The sequence below is a fragment of the Micromonospora sp. CA-248089 genome, from assembly GCF_050948515.1.
In the GTDB taxonomy this organism is placed as follows: domain Bacteria; phylum Actinomycetota; class Actinomycetes; order Mycobacteriales; family Micromonosporaceae; genus Micromonospora.
In genome coordinates this window covers 5422199-5439982 of sequence record NZ_CP192016.1, presented here as the reverse complement: position 1 = coordinate 5439982, position 17784 = coordinate 5422199, and the positions used below count along the sequence as shown (strand labels likewise).

The 17784-nt window shown below is 70.3% G+C and carries 8 protein-coding genes; 6 read left to right on the top strand and 2 right to left on the bottom strand.

The annotated features are described in order from the left end of the window. Positions 1 to 35: 35 nt before the first annotated feature. The 5 genes from cutA (at position 36) to ACQP26_RS25380 (ending at position 14612) form a co-directional block, all read left to right on the top strand. Positions 36 to 356, top strand: coding sequence for a divalent-cation tolerance protein CutA (gene cutA, locus ACQP26_RS25400; RefSeq protein ID WP_269704256.1), 321 nt, complete (start codon positions 36 to 38; stop codon positions 354 to 356). A 2824-nt stretch (positions 357 to 3180) separates the two neighbouring features. Then, entirely contained in the window at positions 3181 to 3828 is a 648-nt protein-coding gene (locus ACQP26_RS25395; protein ID WP_433494192.1) for an SCO7613 C-terminal domain-containing membrane protein, read from the top strand. 270 nt (positions 3829 to 4098) lie between these two features. Beyond that, positions 4099 to 12723 carry a DNRLRE domain-containing protein gene (locus ACQP26_RS25390; RefSeq protein ID WP_433494191.1) on the top strand — a complete coding sequence of 2875 codons (8625 nt, stop codon included), beginning with the start codon at positions 4099 to 4101 and terminating at the stop codon, positions 12721 to 12723. Between the two features lie 529 nt (positions 12724 to 13252). Further along, entirely contained in the window at positions 13253 to 13636 is a 384-nt protein-coding gene (locus ACQP26_RS25385; RefSeq protein ID WP_433494190.1) for a hypothetical protein, read from the top strand. Positions 13637 to 13871: 235 nt separating this feature from the next. Continuing rightward, the gene (locus tag ACQP26_RS25380) at positions 13872 to 14612 is read left to right on the top strand and encodes a hypothetical protein (RefSeq protein ID WP_433494189.1); all 741 of its coding nucleotides are present in this window, start codon (positions 13872 to 13874) and stop codon (positions 14610 to 14612) included. A 125-nt stretch (positions 14613 to 14737) separates the two neighbouring features. On the opposite strand, the gene ACQP26_RS25375 is transcribed toward ACQP26_RS25380, so the two are convergent. Next, positions 14738 to 15517, bottom strand: a complete 780-nt coding sequence (locus ACQP26_RS25375; RefSeq protein WP_013475298.1) for an SDR family NAD(P)-dependent oxidoreductase — start codon at positions 15515 to 15517, stop codon at positions 14738 to 14740. Positions 15518 to 15802: 285 nt separating this feature from the next. Between ACQP26_RS25375 and ACQP26_RS25370 the strand changes: the two genes are divergently transcribed. Beyond that, complete coding sequence (locus ACQP26_RS25370; RefSeq protein ID WP_433494188.1) at positions 15803 to 16855, top strand: fatty acid desaturase family protein; 1053 nt, start codon at positions 15803 to 15805, stop codon at positions 16853 to 16855. A gap of 48 nt (positions 16856 to 16903) precedes the next feature. On the opposite strand, the gene ACQP26_RS25365 is transcribed toward ACQP26_RS25370, so the two are convergent. Next, positions 16904 to 17668, bottom strand: a complete 765-nt coding sequence (locus tag ACQP26_RS25365; RefSeq protein WP_433494187.1) for a hypothetical protein — start codon at positions 17666 to 17668, stop codon at positions 16904 to 16906. Positions 17669 to 17784: the final 116 nt, after the last annotated feature.

Genomic DNA, 17784 nt, shown 5'->3' with positions numbered 1-17784 from the left:
AGCGCGGTGCCAGGTCCGCCGCGTAGGGTGCGCTGGTGGAGCAGATCTGCGTGGTGACGACGGTGGTGGACGCCCGCGGGGTCGCGGACGTGCTGGCAGCCGCGGCAGTCGCCGGTCGGCTGGCGGCCTGCGCCCAGGTCGGCGGCCCGGTGGACAGCACCTACTGGTGGCAGTCGGCGATCCAGACCACCGTCGAGTGGCAGGTGCGGTTCAAGACCGCGCCGGACCGCGTGGACGCCCTGGTCGACCAGCTCCGGGCCAACCACCCGTACGAGGTGCCGGAGATCCTGGTCAGCCGGGAGGACAGCGGCAACCCCGGCTACACCGCCTGGGTGCACGAGCAGACCCGGCCCTAGGTATTCCTACTCTGTCCGTCCGCTCCGTCGCTGACGAAGCTGGTCGGGTGGAGAACACCGGCTACCCCTGCCCCGGTTGCGGCGCCCCGGCCGACCTCGTCGCCGGATGTCGCGGCTGCGGCCGTCCGCCCTATCCGCCCGCCGCCGAGGTGGTCCGGCTGGACCGGGAGATCACCGAGCTGGTGCCGCGCGTCGAGGCGGCCCGGCTCGCGTACCAGGACCTGTCCGGCCGGCTGGGCACGGCCCGGCAGCGGCGGGCGGCGCTCGCCGCCCGGATCCGCCAGGAGATCCCCGCGCCGCGCCCGGTCGCCGTGCCCGTGCCGCAGGCCGCCGGCCCCGCGCCGCTCCCGGTGGCCGCGCCGCCGCGCGCGCCCGCCGCCCCGGTACGCCCCGGCGGCGCGGAAACCTCCACCCGGGCGGTGCAGGGCCTGCTGTTCGTCCTCGGTGGACTGCTGCTCGGCACCGCCGCCGTGGTGTTCACCACTGTCGCCTGGGCCACGTTCGGAGTGACCGGCCGGGCGCTGATCCTGCTCGCGGTCACCGCGCTGGCCCTGGCCGCGCCGCTCGTCGCCCGGGCGCGCGGGCTGCGCGGCACCGCCGAGACACTCGCCTCGGTGGCGTTGCTGCTGGTGGTCCTGGACGGGTACGCCGCCTGGTCGGTGGACCTGTTCGGGGTGACCGGCCTGCCCGGCAGCCGGTACGCGGCGCTCGTCGCGGCCGTCAGTGCTGTGGTGGCGGCCGGGTACGCGCTGGTCAGCCGGCTCACCGCTCCCTGGTTCGCGGCGTGGCTGCTGGCGCAGCCGGTGCTGCCGCTGGCCGCTGCGGCGTTCCGGCCCACCGCCGCCGGCTGGGCGCTGGTGCTGACCGCCGTGGCGCTCGGTGATCTCGCCGTGGTGGTCGTGCTGCGCCGTCGTACCTCCGGCAACCCCACCGCCTCGGCGGCCGGGCGGGTGCTGGGCTGGACCGGGCATGGCGTGGCGCTGGTCGTGGCGGCCGGCTGCGCGCTGGTGCCGCTGGCGGTCGGCCACGCGGCGGGCGTGCCGCTGCTGGCCGGTGGCCCGCTGCTGGTGGTGGCGCTGGCAGTGGTCGCCGGCGCGCTCGCGGCCGGCAGCCGGGTCTGGCGTGCGACGACCACCGGGCTGCTGGTGCCGGTGCTCGCCCTCGCACTGATCCGGCCGGTCGGTGAACTGCGCCCGGGGCTGCTGCTGCTCGCCGCCGGTCTCGTGGTGGCGGCGCTCGCCGGCGCGGTCCGGGCGCTGCCCGCGCCGGTCCGGACCGGTCCCCGGGTGGGCGCGCTCGCGGTGACCGCCGCGCTGGGCCAGGTCGGTGTCGTGCTCACCGGCCTGGTCGGCGCGGCCACCGCGATCGACTCGTTCCCGGCCTGGCAGGGCGGACGGGACGTACCGGCCCCGTCCTGGGGCTGGCAGCTCCCGGTCGCTCTGCTGCTGACCGCCGGCGCTGTCGCGCTGCTGACGCCCCGGGCCGGTCGGCCGCTGGTCGGCGCGATCACCGCCGGGCTGGTCGCGCTCGCCGTGCCGGCCGTGACGGCGACGCCGTGGCCGCTGGTGCTCGTCGTGGACCTCGCGACGGCCACCGCGCTGCTGCTGGTGGCGGTGGCCCGGCCGCGTGGGGGACGGGTCGTCGTCCCGGTCACCGCGTCGGCCGGTGCGGTCCTGCTCGGGTACGCGCTGCTGGTCGGCGCCGCCGCGCCCGTCGGGGTGGTGGTGGTGCTCGCCGTGACGGCGCTGCTCGGCGTGACGGTGGCCGGGCTGGGCCGGCGCGGGCAGGGCGTGCAGCCGGTCGTCGGCGGCGTCGCGCTCGCGGTGGCGCTGGTCGCCGTACCGGCGGCGGTGGCCGTGGGGCTGCTCGGCCTCGGCGCGCCGCTGTGGTGGCAACTGCGGGGCGCTCTCGCCGCCGTCGTGGTGCCGGTCGTCGTCCACCTCGCCGTCCGTCGCCTGTGGCCCGACCTGAGCGGGTACGCCTCGACTGGACTCGCCGTGGCGCTCGCCGGGACCGGCCTCGTGCCGCTCGTCGCGCCGGGCGGGGAACCGGTGGCGCTCTACGCGGCGGCGGGAGTCCTGCTGGCGCTCGCCGCCGGGGGCGGCTCCCGGCCGGCGGCCGCCCCGCGCGCGGTGGGCGCCGCGCTGGCCGTGGTGGCGTTGCTGGCCACGGCGCGGACCGTGCTGCTGGTGCTCGCGGACCTGCCGGTGCGCCCCGGGTCCGGAGTGCCCGCCGTCGCGGCGGCGTCCGCCTCGACCGCCCGTGCCGGGCTGGTGCTGCTGCTCCTGGGTGCTGCCGCCGCCGGGGCGTACGCCGCGACGGATCGCCGCGTCGCGTGGTGGGTCGCCGCGTCGCCGTTCGGCGCGGTGGCGCTGCCGGTGCTGGCCGAGGCGGCCGGCGCCCCCTGGCCGGTGGTGCCGGCGACGGCGTTCGGGATCGGGCTGGCCGCGCTGCTGGCCACCGCGCTCACCGGCGCGTACCGGGCGGTGCTCGTGCCGCTGGCAGTGGTGCTCGCCGTTCCCGGGTTCGGCGGCCTGCTCGCCACCCGGGCCGGGACGCTCACCGCGCTCGGCGTGCTGGTGCTGGCCGGGGCCGTGACCGGGGTGGCCGGGCGGCCGGTGGTGGTCCGGATCGTGGGGTGGCTGGGCGCCGTCGCGGCGGCCACCGGGTTCGCCGTCGTCGCGTCGCTCACGGCCGGCCAGCCGCTGCGTACCGGGGCGTTCGCGGCCCTGGCCGTCGCGGCGGTGACGCTGCACGCGGTGCCGCTGCTGCGCGTGGTCCGAGGGCCGGAGGCGTCGGCGCGGGGCAGGCCGTCGCGTGGGCGATGGAGGCGGCGGCACAGGCCGTGGCGCTGCTCGCGCTCCTGCTCGCCGGCGGCTCGTTGCGGCACGCGGCGGCGGTCTGCGTGCTCTGGGGCGCGGCCGTCGCGCTCAGGGTGCCGCGCCGGGGCGAGTCGCCGGGCGGGCGTCGCGTGCTGGCCGTGGTGGCCGCCGGCAGCGAGCTGGTCGGCGGGTGGCTGCTGCTGGCAGCGGGCGGTGTGGTCGTGCTGGAGGCGTACACGCTGCCGGCGGCGGCGCTCGCCGTGGGCGCCGGGCTGCTGGCGCTGCGGCGCCGGCCCGGGCTGACCAGCTGGCTGACGCTCGGCCCGGGACTCGGTGCGGCGTTTCTGCCCAGCCTCGTGTCGGTGCTGGCCCTCGGTGAGCCGCAGCCGTGGCGGCGGCTCGCGCTCGGCGCGGCGGCGGTGGCGGTGGTGCTGGGCGGGGCTGCCCGGCGCTGGCAGGCGCCGGTGGTGCTGGGCGCGGCCACGCTGGTGCCGCTGGCGCTGCACGAGCTGGCCCGGGGCTGGGAGCTGCTGCCCCGCTGGCCCTTCCTGGGCGTGGGTGGGCTGCTGCTGATCGGGCTGGCCGCCACCTACGAGCGGCGCCGGCGCGACCTGGTCCGCCTGCGCGACGCGGTCGCCCGGCTCGGCTGACCCGCGCGACGAAGCCCTCTCACAGAAAGTGGTGAGAGGGCTTCGTCGCGTCAAAATTGATCGACGACAATTATTGCTCCGCGACATCGAAGGTTGTTAGATTCCTTCCGGCACCCACGGGGGGCGCTGAACCGACTCGCTCACAGAGCTTGGTCGCGGTGTCGGCACACGCATGCGCGTGCGCGGATTCTCCTTCGCGGCAGTACGAACGGCACGTCACGTGCCGGGACTCGTCACGCCCTTTTCGCGCGCTCCGCATGGAGGACACGCATGCGTCAACGTCATGCCCGCCGTCTGCTCGCGGCGGTGATCGGTGCCGTCCTGGTCGTCTCCGGCGCCCCGGCACAGGCCCGGCCGCCGGGCCAGGAGAAACCGGAACCGCGCCCCGGCACGGTGCTCCGCCCGCCCGCGGTGAAGGGCCGGGACCTGCCGGCGACCCCGCCCGGCCCGGGCAAGGTGCTTCCGTCGGTGGCCCGGCCGGTACCCGCCGCCCCGATACCCGCGCCCCGGCGGGTCCGCGAACTCACGGACCGCCGTACTGCCACCGGCAAGGTCTTCCAGCTCGCCGACGGCCGGACGCAGGCGGAGGTCAGCCGCGAACCGGTGCACTACCGGGACGGGAACGGCCGCTGGCAGGACATCCGGCCTGCGATCGCGGCCGGCACCACCGCGGGATACCCGTACGCCGCCACCCGCAACGCGTTCGTCTCCCGGTTCGGTGACCGCAGCGACCGGGTGCTGTCCTACTCGACCGGCGCGTACGGGCTGACGCTCGGACTCGCCGGGGACCGGCGTGAGCTGCGGCCGACCGCCAGCGGCACCCGGGTCAGCTACCGGGGTGCGGTCGGCGGAGCGGACCTGGTCTACGAGGTGACCCGCTCGGCGGTCAAGGAACAGATCGTGCTGGCGGCTCCGCCGAGCGGACCGGCGACGTACTCGTTCACGCTGGACACGCGGAAGGTGCGGCCGGTCGCGCACGCCGACGGCTCGGTGTCGTTCTACGCGACCGACCGCGAGGGCCCGCCGCTGTTCACGATGCCGCGGCCGTACATGTACGACAGTGCCGACGACCCGGGCTCGGTAGTCGGCAAGCGGGTCAGCTACCAGGTCACCCAGCGCATCGAGCAGCAGGGCGGCCGCACCGTGGTGACGGTGAGCGCCGACGGTGCCTGGCTGCGCAGCCCGGACCGGAAGTACCCGGTGGTCATCGACCCCACCATCAAGATCCAGCCGACGCTCGGCCAGGCGCAGGACGTCATGCTCGCCTCCGGCGGCCCGACGGAGAACTTCGACAGCACCTGGCGGCTGTCCGCCGGTGCGTCCAGCGGCGGCACCTTCCGGTCGTTGACGAAGTTCGACCTGTCGAAGGTCCCGGCGAACACGGTGCTGGACTCGGCGCAACTCGAGATGTACTTCGACCAGACCCACGGCGGCGCGGACGACTACTCGATGGCGTTCGAGGCGCGCCGGGTGACAGCGGCGTGGAACGAGAGCACCGCGACGTGGGACAGCATGGGCGGCAAGTTCGCCGAGGTCGGCGAGAACCGCGAGCAGGTCGACGAGGCGGACGCCACCAAGGTCACCGCGAGCGGGGAGTGGCCCGGTGCCACCGGCACCGACCGCAGCCAGGCGCTCAACGGCGCCTACCGCTACAACGCCGACTCCACCACGGGGCAGACGTTCACCTGGGTGCCCCGGCTCACCGAGACCGGCCAGTACGAGGTGTTCGTGCACTACGTGCCGGGCAGCAACCGGGCGACGAACGCGCCCTACACCGTCCACTACGACGGCGGGTCGGTGGTGAAGACGGTCAACCAGACCACCGGCTCCGGCAACGGCACGTGGGTGTCGATCGGCTCGTACGCCTTCAAGGCCGGCACCACCCACAAGGTGGTCCTCGGCGATGTGGCCGGCAAGACGGTGGTGGCCGACGGGGTGCGCTTCGTCAAGCGCCCCGAGGTGACCAAGCCGGCACACCAGACGAACGCCTGGCACAGCTACAGCGTCCGGTCGATCGTGCAGGGCTGGCTGGGGGACCCCGCGACCAACCACGGCTTCATGGTCAAGGGCAAGGACGAGTCGAACAAGAACGGCGGCCCGCGCTACGAGTCCGGCGACTTCTCCTACGGTGGTGAGGACGACCACGGCCCGAAGCTGGTGCTCACCTGGGGACGCCCCGGGGTCGCGTTGAACCCGGTGAACACCGTCCGCGCGACCGGCGCCGACCTGTCCTGGTCGACCTACGCCGACCCGTCCTCGTCGCCGGACGACGACCTGCTCGAATACCAGGTGCACGCCAGCCGGACGCAGAACTTCATGCCGAGCGCGGCCACGCTCGTCGCGCCGGTACGGCCGGGTCGCACCAGCTACGCCGACACGCACGCGACGCCGACCCCGGCGAACTCGTCCGGCCAGTTCGGTGACGCCTACTTCTACATGGTCGCGGCCCGGCTGCGCGACGGCACGGTCCTCCCGGCGCAGACGCAGATGGTGCGGCTGCCAAAGGCCGGCCAGGTGATCAAGTTCTTCACCGGCGCCGACGACAACACGCTGACCAGCGCCAAGCCCAACAACAACTGGGACACGCTGGACGCCGGCGGCGAACTCCAGGTCGGCAACAAGGGCTCGATCTACGGCACCAGCCGCGTCGTGCTGAAGTTCCCCAACGTCACGGGCCTGCCCGCCAAGACCAAGGTGATCAACGCCCAGGTCGGGCTCTGGGGCTGGTACAGCGAAGGGACGGGCGTCGGCCAGCAGCAGTTCCAGCTACGCGGCCTGACCCGCGGCTTCAGCGAGACCACCTCGACGTGGAACAGCGCCCAGACCGGCACCGCCTGGACCACGCCGGGCGGTGACGCCGAGTCGACGGTCCAGTCCACGGTGGGCTCCCTGAACGGGGATCCGGGGTGGACGAACTGGGAGGCCGGACCGCTGGTGCAACGCTGGATCGACGACGCCGCCACCAACAAGGGCGTCCTGATCCGGCAGGCCGACGAGGCCGGCGCGGAGCAGCGGGTGCTGTTCCTCTCCGCCGAGGCGGCCGAGCCGTCGCTGCGCCCCCGGCTCCGGGTCATCTTCACCGCGCCGACCAGCGACCGGACCTACTACGCGCCGAACACCCCGGGCCGGATGGTCCCGGGTGACCAGTACCTGGTGCCGGTCACCGTCACGAACACCACGTCGTCGGTGTGGTCGCCGTCGGACTGGGTGCTGTCGTACCGGTGGACCCGGCAGGACGGCAGCGCGGTGAGCGCGGACCCGATCGAGACCCCGCTGCCGTCCGCGCAGGCGCCCGGTGGCGTGGTCACCGTCAACGGCACGGTGAAGGCACCGACGTCCGGCAGCGACGGTGACCGCCGGGAACCGTACGTGCTGAAGTGGGAGCTGCGGAACAAGACCACGAACCAGTGGCTGTCGCAGACCGCCCAGATCGACCCGCTGGACCAGTCGGTCGCCGTGGAGGACCCGACCTCCGACCAGCTCGGGCTGGAGAAGTTCTACCAGTACGCGGGCGGTGGCACGGGGGCCGGCTCGACGCTGCTGGTCAACCAGTTCTCCGGAAACGCCCTGGTCGGCTACAACCCGATCAACAACCCGAGCCGGGGCGTCACCACGTTCGTCCGGATGACGTACAACAGCCAGGACACCTCCACCTCGTCGGCCGGCCTCGGCTGGTCGTTGTCCACCTCCAGCGCGGTCCGGCTCGGTTCGCCGCTGGAGTTCCGGGGCGGGGACGCCACCTGGCCGCAACAGGTCGCGATGACCGACGGCGACGGCACCACCCACCTGTTCGAGCTGAACAAGAACGGCAGCGGCAACCCGGCCGACTGGCGGTACGTCAAGCCGTCCGGTGTGCACCTGTACCTGCAACGCACCGGCAGCGGCGACCCCGCCGAGGCGTGGACGATGACGCGGCCGGACCGCAGCCAGTTCGTCTTCGACGAGCAGGGCTACCAGATGGCCGTGCGGGACCGCAACGGCAACCAGTTGCGCTTCGCGTACGAGCGCAAGCAGGTCGGCAACCGCAACGCGGCGGTGCTGCGGCACCTCACCGATCCGGACAACCGGCAGACGCTGACGCTCGACTACTACGAGCCGGGCGACGCGTACACGGCCTTCGTCGCCGGCACCCGGCAGTCGCTGACCAACCTCCAGAACCTCCGGATCATCGGTCAGCTCAAGTCGGTCACCGACGTGAGCGGCCGGACGCTCTCCTTCGTCTACAGCGACACCGGCCTGCTCCGGGAGGTCACCGACGGCGCCGGCACGGCGGAGGCCAAGACCTTCGGGTACGCCTACGACGAGTCGCAGGGGGCGCAGAACGCGCGGCTGATCAAGGTCACCGACCCGCGGAACTCGAACACGAAGATCGCCTACAACGATCCCGGGGACGCGTTCCAGCAGGGCAAGGTCAACACGATGACGGACCGGCTCAACCGGTCGACCCTGTTCGAGTACCAGGACCCGGACGGCGGCGCGAGCACGGGCGTGGTCACCACGGTGACCGACCCGAAGGGTCGGGCGACCGAGACGACGATCGACGGCTACGGCCGCAGCACCCGGATCTCGAACGCCAAGGCCGAGGTCACGCTGCTCGGCTGGGACGCGGACAACAACGTGGTCCGCCTCGAGGACGCCAAGAACGCGGTCTCGACCTGGCGTTACGACCAGGCGACCGGCCTGCCGCTGGAGGTCCGGGACGCGGAGGCGGTCAAGAACAACACCCCCGGCATCCGGATGGACTACCGGTTCGGGCTCGGCGGTCACACCGCCGAACTCACCGACAAGTACTCGGCCGAGGGCCGGCACTGGAAGTTCGGCTACGACGCGGTCGGCAACGTCACCTCGGTGACCGACCCGAAGGGCACGGCGACCAGCACCGAGGGCGACTTCACCACCTCGTACACGTACGACGCGGCCGGGCGGATGCTCACCGCCACCGACGCGAACGACGGTGTCACCAAGTACGCGAGCTTCGACGCCAACGGGTTCCCCCGGACGATCACCGACGCGTTGCTGAACGACACCACCTACACCTATTCGGCGATCGGCTCCGTCACCACCATGACGGACGCGAAGCAGCACACGTCGACGTACGGCTACGACATCCTCGGCCGGCCCACCACCAGGAAGATCCCGGTGGACAGCGCGGCGGGTGTCTACGCCACCACCCCGGCACCGGTCTACGACAAGAACGACAACGTCACCCAGCAGACCTCCGCCACCGGTGCGGTGACCACCGCCACCTACGACCTGCTCGACCGGACGAGCACCGTCACCACCGCCAAGGACACCAGCACGTCCGACGCGCCGACGACCAAGTACGACTACGACCCCGTCGGCAACGTCACGAAGATCACCGAGCCACGCGGCATGCTCACTCCGACGGACCCGAACGACTTCGCGACCGTCTACGTCTACGACGAGCTGAACCAGCTGACCGACGTCACCGACGCCGCCAACGGCCGGGTGCACATCGACTACGACCGGGTCGGCAACATGATCAACGTGGCCGACCAGCGGAAGATGGCGACGGCCGACTCCACCGACTACACCGCCAAGTACAACTACGACGCGAACCACCGGGTCATCGAGACCGTGGACGCGAAGGGCAACACCACTGCCGTCTCGTACGACCGGGACGGCAACACGAAGTCCTCAACCGACCAGGACGGCAACAAGACGCTCCTCAGCTACGACGAGCGGTCCGCGCTGATCGAGCAGAAGGTGCCCTACTCCTCGGCCAACGGCACCATCACCTACCGCACCACCCGCTACGGCTACGACGAAGTGGGCAACCGGACCACCCAGGTCAGCCCGCGCGGCGTGGACACCGCCGAGGCCGACGACCCGGACGACTTCACCACAGTCACCCTGTACGACAAGCTCAACCGGGTCCGTGAGGTCCAGCAGCCGTACGACCGCGACGACGAGCGGTTCACCACCCCGGCCACCACGATCTACACCTACGACAAGGTGGGCAACCCGGAGCGGATCTCGGCCCCGCCGTCGCAGGGGGAGAGCACCCGCAACGACACCGTCCAGACGTTCTACGACACCGGCTGGGTGCGGACCTCCGAGGACGTCGGCTGGAACATCAAGACCGCCTACAAGTACGACCTCAACGGCGCGCAGACCTCCCGTACGGTCACCGGCGCCAGCGGCAACCCGCGCGAGATGCTGTGGACGTACCACCCGGACGGCAAGAAGAAGACCCAGGCCGACAACGGTGCCGGCTCCGGCACGGCGCGCAAGGACTTCAGCTACGAGTACGACGTCAATGCCAACCTGACGAAGATGTCGGACGCCAGCACCGGCGCCACGGTCGACACGTACGTGATCTCCTACGACCCGCGTAACCAGGTCGCCAGCGTCGAGGAGAAGAAGTCCGGCACGGTCAAGAACACGACCACGTTCAGCTACGAGCCCAACGGGCTGCTCAAGCGCCGGACGCACGACACGCAGATCTCCGAGTACACCTACGAGCCGCAGCGGGACCTGGCGACCGAGATCAAGAACATGACCTCGCCGACCGACCCGAAGCCCAAGTACACCCGGTACACCTACACCAAGCGGGGGCAGACCGACACCGAGACCAAGGGCAACGGCAACGTCGTCACCTACGCCTACTTCCTCAACGGCGCGGTCCAGAGCCAGGCCGAGAAGAAGTCCGCCGGGACGCTGGTCAACCAGCACACCTACGAGTACGCGGCGAACGGGCAGAAGTCCAAGGACGTCTCGCGCAAGCAGAACGCGGACAACCGCACGGCCTACCTGGACACGACGACCACCTGGACGTACGACCCGCAGGACCGGGTCCGCTCGGTCACCAAGACCGGGGCCGGCGCGACGACCGAGAGCTATGTGCACGACGCGAACAGCAACGTCGCCACGCAGACCGTCGGCGGCCTCACCACCTCGTACAACTACACCAAGAACCGGCTGCTCTCCGCGACCACGAGCGGGGTGAGCGCGACCTACGCCTACGACCCGTACGGCCGGCTCAAGACGGTGACCGCCGCCGAGATCACGCTGGAGAGCTACACCTACGACGGGTTCGACCACGTGGTCACCAACGTCAAGAACCCGGGCAACAAGACGACCACGTACAAGTACGACCCGCTGGACCGGCAGGTCGAGCGGACGTACGGCGGCAAGACCACCACGTACGCCTACCTGGGCCTCAGCTCGGACATCTCCGCCGAGTTGGAGGGCACGAAGGTCGTCAAGTCCTACCAGCGCGGCCCCGGCGGCAGCCTGTTGTCGCAGGTCAAGACCAACACCGACAACAGCCAGGAGGACTCGTACGTCGGCTACGACGGCGGCTCGGACGTCGAGCAGATCACCGACGACAAGGGCGACGGCCGGGCGACGTACGGCTACACCGCCTACGGCAAGAACGACTCCGGTCAGTTCACCGGCGTGGACAAGCCGGACGCCGACAACCCCGACAACCCGGATCGGGTGCCCTACAACTCGTACCGTTTCCAGGCCAAGCGGTTCGACCAGTCCACCGGCAAGTACGACATGGGCTTCCGCGACTACGACCCGGGTATCAACCAGTTCCTGTCCCGCGACTCCTACAACGGGGCGCTGAACGACCTGGCGTTGGCGGTCGACCCGTACACCGGCAACCGGTACGCCTTCGCCGGCGGCAACCCGATCTCGAACGTGGAGCTGGACGGCCACAGCTGGATCGACAAGACGCTGGACGCCGCCAAGGAGTACGTCGGGACCGTCGCCAGCGGCATCAAGGACACGGTCAAGGGAACGCTGGACACCTACGCCGAGGTGGACGACTGCGCCTCCGGTGACAGCGACGCCGCCTGCGACAGCGTTCGTGGCAAGGCGAAGGCCGCGGCGGACCAGTTCGACAAGGCCGGCGACTGCGGTTACAACAACGACAAGGCCGCCTGCGACTCGGTCAAGCAGTCGGTCGGCTGTGGTGAGGACAAGTCGGGCCCGGAGTGCGCCGGCAACCTCACCGTGGCCGCGTTGGACATGTTCGCCGGCAAGGGTGCCGGCCGGGGTGCCGGCGCGGCACGCGCCGGCAAGGCCAGCGGGGCCTCGCCGGGCAGCCGGGCCTCACAGGGTGGTGGGGCGTCCACCGCCGCGCGGGACTGTTTCTCCAACAGCTTCGTGGCCGGCACGCTGGTGCTGCTCGCGGACGGCACCACGAAGGCGATCGAGGACGTCGACCTCGACGACGAGGTGCTGGCGACCGACCCGGAGACCGGTGAGACCGAGGGCAAGCCGGTGAGTCGCCTGATCCAGGGTCAGGGCCACCGCGACCTGGTCGACGTCACCGTCGACACCGACGGCGACGCCGGGGACGCGACGGCCGACATCGTGGCCACCGACGGCCACCCGTTCTGGGTGGACGACGAGGGCCGGTGGATCGACGCCGGGCAACTCGTGGCCGGTGACCAGGTGGCGACGCCCGACGGGGGAACCCTGACTGTGGTACGGACGCGGCACTGGACGCAGGTCACCGCCGTCTACAACCTCACCGTCGAGGACATCCATACGTACTATGTGCTGGCCGGCACGACGCCCGTCCTCGTCCACAACTGCGGCGACGGCAAGATCTCAGACAAGGTGATGAAGGAACACATCATTGAGCGGCATGATCCCTTCGACATCACGTCCGTGACTGAATGGCCGGATAAATCCAAGTTCGATGACTGGGTCAAGCCGGAGCACATTCGCAACTGGGCTAAGCTCGCGATGCGAAAGCCAATCGACCGAACGAACATCGGAACCGGATCAGGGCATAGTCACACACTGCAGATCAGAAGTGTTCATCCAGTCGGCTACGACATGAATAACAATCCGCTACATGGCGTCAAGGTGTGGGTGAATAATGGCGAGGTTGAGTCCGTCTACCCGAACTGAGGGAGTCATCCTTGATTAATCTGCAGATACGCGATGAGAAGTTCCGGATCTTAAGACGCGGATCACGTGGGATCGATTGGTCCGTCGCGGAGAAGCTAGACGAGAACAGCTATCCGATGCTCGGGGGCTTACTGCCGTTCGCGGATACCATGTTCAATCTTCGGCAGGCTGCGCGACTCCGGAGAGAGGTATCGGTAACAGCAGTCCGGGAAGCGCTGGGCGAGGATTTGGCAGACGAGATCGAACAACTCTGCCGCCAGGTCGAGAACGGGTCCCACCTTTACCTCTGGTTCTTAGGGGATTAACCAGGCTGAGCCCTGCCCGGGGCCGCCTCGTGCAGCCCACGAGGCGGTCCCGGCACGTAGCGCCCTTAGCGGAGCCACACGAGTCCGCCTCTAGGGTCACCGCGGCTCGTGGTGGAGCACAGAGACGCCGGCGGCCACCACCGAACGGCCGAGATTGCGAGAAGGGTGAGAGCGGGAGACTTGTCGCCAGATACCTTGATCGAGTTTGTGATTTCGCCTCCGCGATGATGTCATTCAAGTATCTGATCAGTGGCGAGCAGCGGTTAATTGCCATACTTTTTTGGCTGGTGAAGCCGCTGCCGACACCCGGCTGTGGATATGTTTGGTTGCCGGACAACCCGACGGTCAGAAGTGGCTGGGTTGGCTGCTGGAGTGGTGACATGGGGAAGATGAAAACGGTATATCCCATTGGGCAGCTACTCAAGGAATTGAACGCAGAAGTGACGCGTGTGGGGCGCACGGGACCGTTTGGCGCATATCTCGAAGATCACCTCTTCTTCGAAGGGTGGGATGCTGGGGGAGGTGGAATTCCGGCAGCGATATCCAACCTGGCCCCGGTTGATGTTTTGCGCCCGCGAAAGGCTGCCGGTCGAGCGATGACCATGTAAGTAGACTTTTTGGCAGAGGAAGCAAAAGCCGATTCTCCTGAGTAACAAGAAAGATTAACGCGCGGCTCGGACGGGTATTCCTGTAAGGTGCTTGCCCGGCTATTTCGCTTCGGTCCGTGACCACGTTCCGTGCCCGAAGGGCGCTGGGTGCCTGCCGTCGTTTGACCATGTTGCCGTCAGGGTTGCCGTCACGACGACGATGAGGACCAGGCCAGTAGTCATGGGAGGAGGAAATGTGCAGATCGGTCTCGTGGACGTCTACGCCAATCATGGGGTCCTCGTTATCGGAAACCGGCTGGAACCCGATGCTGATCTACCCCTCCGAGGCGCGGCTGCCGTTTCCTCCTCCCATGTCCTGCTGGCAACCCGCGGGCAGGCCGGCCTGGTGAGAGTCCGTCTGTGGAGCGGCGCTGGCCCTCGGGTCGGTGAGAACGTTGTCGCGGCGAGGCTGGAGCTCGCCAGTCAACATCTGTTCGTCTTCGATCTGGAAAAGATCAGCGTGCATTCCTTTGACACCGGAAGATCGGGGGATGTTCCCGTCCGGATTTCGGTCGACGATCCTGGGTTCGCGTCCCGCGTGGACATTCTGGTCGGGGAGGAGGGTAGCGAGAGAGATTTGCCAAGTGTGGCGAGCCACCCCCTCTTTCCGGTGACGGTAGGCTCCGATGACGAGCTGGAAGTGGCCGACGAGTTGGATCTGATCCTGTCCGGGCACGACTTGCCGTTGAACCGTCTGGCCGCTGCTGTCAAGCTGATTTCGACTGCCCCTGCGGCCCGGCCCGCAATTGTGGATTCGCGAATGGATCAAGTGGTTGAATGGAGTAGGTGGCTCACGCCTCAGCAATCTGTGGGTCGCAGCCGGGAGCTTGGGCGGTTCCTACGCCGTGGAATTGCTGGCCTGCGCGAGCCTGTCCAGGATGATGAGGTGCTGAGCCTGGCCGAGACGGCTCTGGCGAAGACCGTCTTCATCCGATAAGCCAGGCGGCGGCGCCTGGTTGTGAGCCAGGGGAGCTGACGCGCTACGCGCTGCTCTTCCGCAGAGCCGGGTGGCGTTCCGACGAGACGCCACCCGGCTCCGTGACCTGGGCTGAGCCCTACGTCTCACCTGATCGGCGAACCACCGTCGACCGGGATGGTGTGGCCGTGGATGAAGGACGCGTCGTCGCTGGCGAGGAAGCAGACCGCGCGGGCGATCTCGTGCGGCTCGCCGTACCGGCCGGCGGGCGCCTGCATGGTCAGGTCGTAGAACGGGAAGTCGCTGGTGATCTCCGCACCCTCGAAGGCGGCAGTCTTGATCACGCCGGGGCCGATGCCGACCGCGCGGATGCCCTGGTGGCCGTAGTCGTAGGCGATCTGCTTGGTCAGCCCGATGACGCCGTGCTTGGCGGTGGTGTACTCCGCGCCGACCTCGCTGGCGACCACGCCGGACGCCGACGACACGTTGATCACGACGCCCTTGCCGCGTTCCAGCATGTGCGGCAGCGTGGCCTTCGTGGCGAGGAAGACGCCCTTCAGGTCGACCTCCATGACGCGGTCCCACTGGCTGTTCTCGATCTCCAGCAGCGGCACGTACGCGCCGAACACCCCGGCGTTGTTCACCAGCACGTCGATGCGCCCGTACGCGTCGAGGGCGGCGCTCACCATGGCGCGCACCGAGTCCTCGTCGGTGACGTCGGCCGCCACCGCCACCGCGTCGCCGCCGGCTTCCTTGACGCGCGTGACTGTCGCCTCGGCGCGCTCCAGGGAGAGGTCGGAGACGACGACCTTCGCGCCCTCGGCGGCCAGTTCGACGCACATGGACATGCCGAGTCCGGAGCCCACCTGGTCGGGGCTGAAGCCGCCGCCCGTCACCAGCACCACCTTGTCTGTCAATCCACGCACCGCGCTGTCTCCCGTCTGTCGATGACCGTGCGACCTGCACCCTGGCCGTTCGGATGAGTGGCCCTCGTATTTACGTACAGATTAGCTGGTCAGAGGGGGTGCGCCCACCGGCGAGAGGGGCCGCCGCAGTGTGATGAAGATCGTTTGCGTCGCGCCGGCCCGGAGGGGTAGGGACAGCACCACCCCCGAGCCGGGGGTCTGCGGGATTACCCACGGCGACGATCATCGCCAGAATCGGTGACGGAGAGTCGCGTGCGGAGCGTGGCTCGCGGCATCGGGGGCGACATGACTTCTTCCACGGCGACGGAACCCGCGGCACGGCGGGGCAGCGACTACGCGCGGTTGTCCCGCCGGATCGCCGAGGCGGGGCTGTTCGAGCGGCGGCCCGGCCGGTACGCGCTCCGGATCGCGCTCACGCTCGGCGCGTTCCTGGCCGGCTGGGTCGTGGTGGCACTCGTCGGTGACTCGTGGTGGCAGGTGCCGCTGGCGGTGGTGATGGCGGTGGCGACCACACAGGTGGCGTTCCTTGGCCACGACGCCGGGCACCGGCAGATGTTCCGCCGGCGTGGCCCGAGCGAGGCGGCCGGGCTGGTCGCCGGCAACCTCGCGGTCGGGCTCAGCTACGGCTGGTGGGTCGACAAGCACAACCGGCACCACGCCAACCCGAACCACACCGACGAGGACCCGGACGTCGGGGCGGGCGCGCTGGTCTGGACGTACGAGCAGGCGATGGCCACGCGCGGCCTGAGCCGGTGGATGGCCCGCCGCCAGGCGTGGCTGTTCTTCCCGCTGCTCCTGCTGGAAGGGCTGGCGCTGCACGTGGCGAGCGTGCAGGCGCTCGTCGGCCGGGAGCCGGACGGGCGGTGGCGGGTGCCGATGCGGCACCGGGCGGTGGAGGCGATCCTGCTCGCCGCGCACGCCGCCGGCTACCTCGGTCTGCTGTTCGCGGTCATGTCCCCGGCCAAGGCGCTGCTGTTCGTCGCCGTGCACCAGGGGCTGTGGGGGCTCTACATGGGCTGCTCGTTCGCCCCGAACCACAAGGGCATGCCGATGCCGACCGCCGACGACGAGCTGGACTACCTGCGCAAGCAGGTCCTGACCTCGCGCAACGTACGCGGCGGCCGGCTCGTCGACCTGGCGCTGGGCGGGCTCAACTACCAGATCGAGCACCACTTGTTCCCGAACATGCCGCGCGCCAACCTGCGCCGGGCCCGGCCGCTGGTCATGGCGTACTGCGCCGAGCAGGGCGTCCCGTACGCGGAGACCGGGCTGGTCGAGTCGTACCGGCAGGCTCTGGCGCACCTGCACGACGTGGGCCGGCCGCTGCGCGCGGCCTGAGCGCGGCGGGCCGGGCGGGGGCGAGTGGCGCCCCCGCCCGGCGCCGGGTCAGATCGGGGTGCCGGAGAAGGCCGCGGCGATCGCCGCCGGTGCCTCCTCCACCGCGCCGGGTGCGGGCGGGCTCAGCCGCACCGGCGTGCCGTACTCGGAGTAGGTGACAGACATCTGCTCGAGCGACGCGTCGATGGGCGTCATGTCCAGCGTGAAGGTGCTCAGGCGCCCCTGCTCGTCGACGGTCGCGGTGAACGGCAGCGCCTTCGCCTTGTCGCCCGCCGCCGTGAGCGCCTTCGCGTTGGCGCCGCTGCGCGTGTAGTCGAGTGTCCCGGCGTACGCGCGGTCACCCGAGCTGCGGACGTCGACCACTGCCGCGAGCAGCTTCTTCACCCCGCCCGGGTCGTCCACCGGCATCACGCCGTCGCCGGTGTCCATGCGCAGCCACTTCCGGGAACCGCCGAGCTGCTCGCCCAGCGTGCCGTCGAACTTGACCCAGGTGTCGGTGCCGATGACCAGCATGCGCACCTCACCGAAGGCGGCCATCGTCAGGGTGGTCTGCATGGTGCGAGCCCGCGGGTCGGTCACGCCGTGCGCGGTGAGCATGGCCGAGTCCAGCTTGACCCGCAGCGTCTGCTCGTTGAGCTTCCCGATGGCGGCGGTCAGTTCGTTACGCGGCGTCGTCGCCGGGCTCGCGGAGCCCGCAGCGGCGGCCCGTTCGGCTGGCGCGCCCGTTCCGGTCCGGTCGCCGCATCCGGTCAGACCGAGGCCGAGCACCGCGACGAGCGCGACCCCCGTGGTCGCCAGCCGTCGTTTCGTCATCAGTGATGTTCCTCCGTGAAAAGGGCCCCCACCGGGGCCGGACGATCAATGTATCGGCACCCGCCCGACGCCGTGCTCCCGTTTCCGCAGTGCGCGGCGAGGCCGCCGACGGGGGT

What these genes read in the sequence shown, in the direction of transcription:
- ACQP26_RS25395 (WP_433494192.1), top strand. Translation starts at nt 3,181, where the DNA reads ATGGAGGCGGCGGCACAGGCCGTGGCGCTGCTCGCGCTCCTGCTCGCC.
- ACQP26_RS25390 (WP_433494191.1), top strand. Translation starts at nt 4,099, where the DNA reads ATGCGTCAACGTCATGCCCGCCGTCTGCTCGCGGCGGTGATCGGTGCC.
- ACQP26_RS25385 (WP_433494190.1), top strand. Translation starts at nt 13,253, where the DNA reads ATGATGTCATTCAAGTATCTGATCAGTGGCGAGCAGCGGTTAATTGCC.
- ACQP26_RS25370 (WP_433494188.1), top strand. Translation starts at nt 15,803, where the DNA reads ATGACTTCTTCCACGGCGACGGAACCCGCGGCACGGCGGGGCAGCGAC.
- ACQP26_RS25365 (WP_433494187.1), bottom strand. Translation starts at nt 17,668, where the DNA reads ATGACGAAACGACGGCTGGCGACCACGGGGGTCGCGCTCGTCGCGGTG.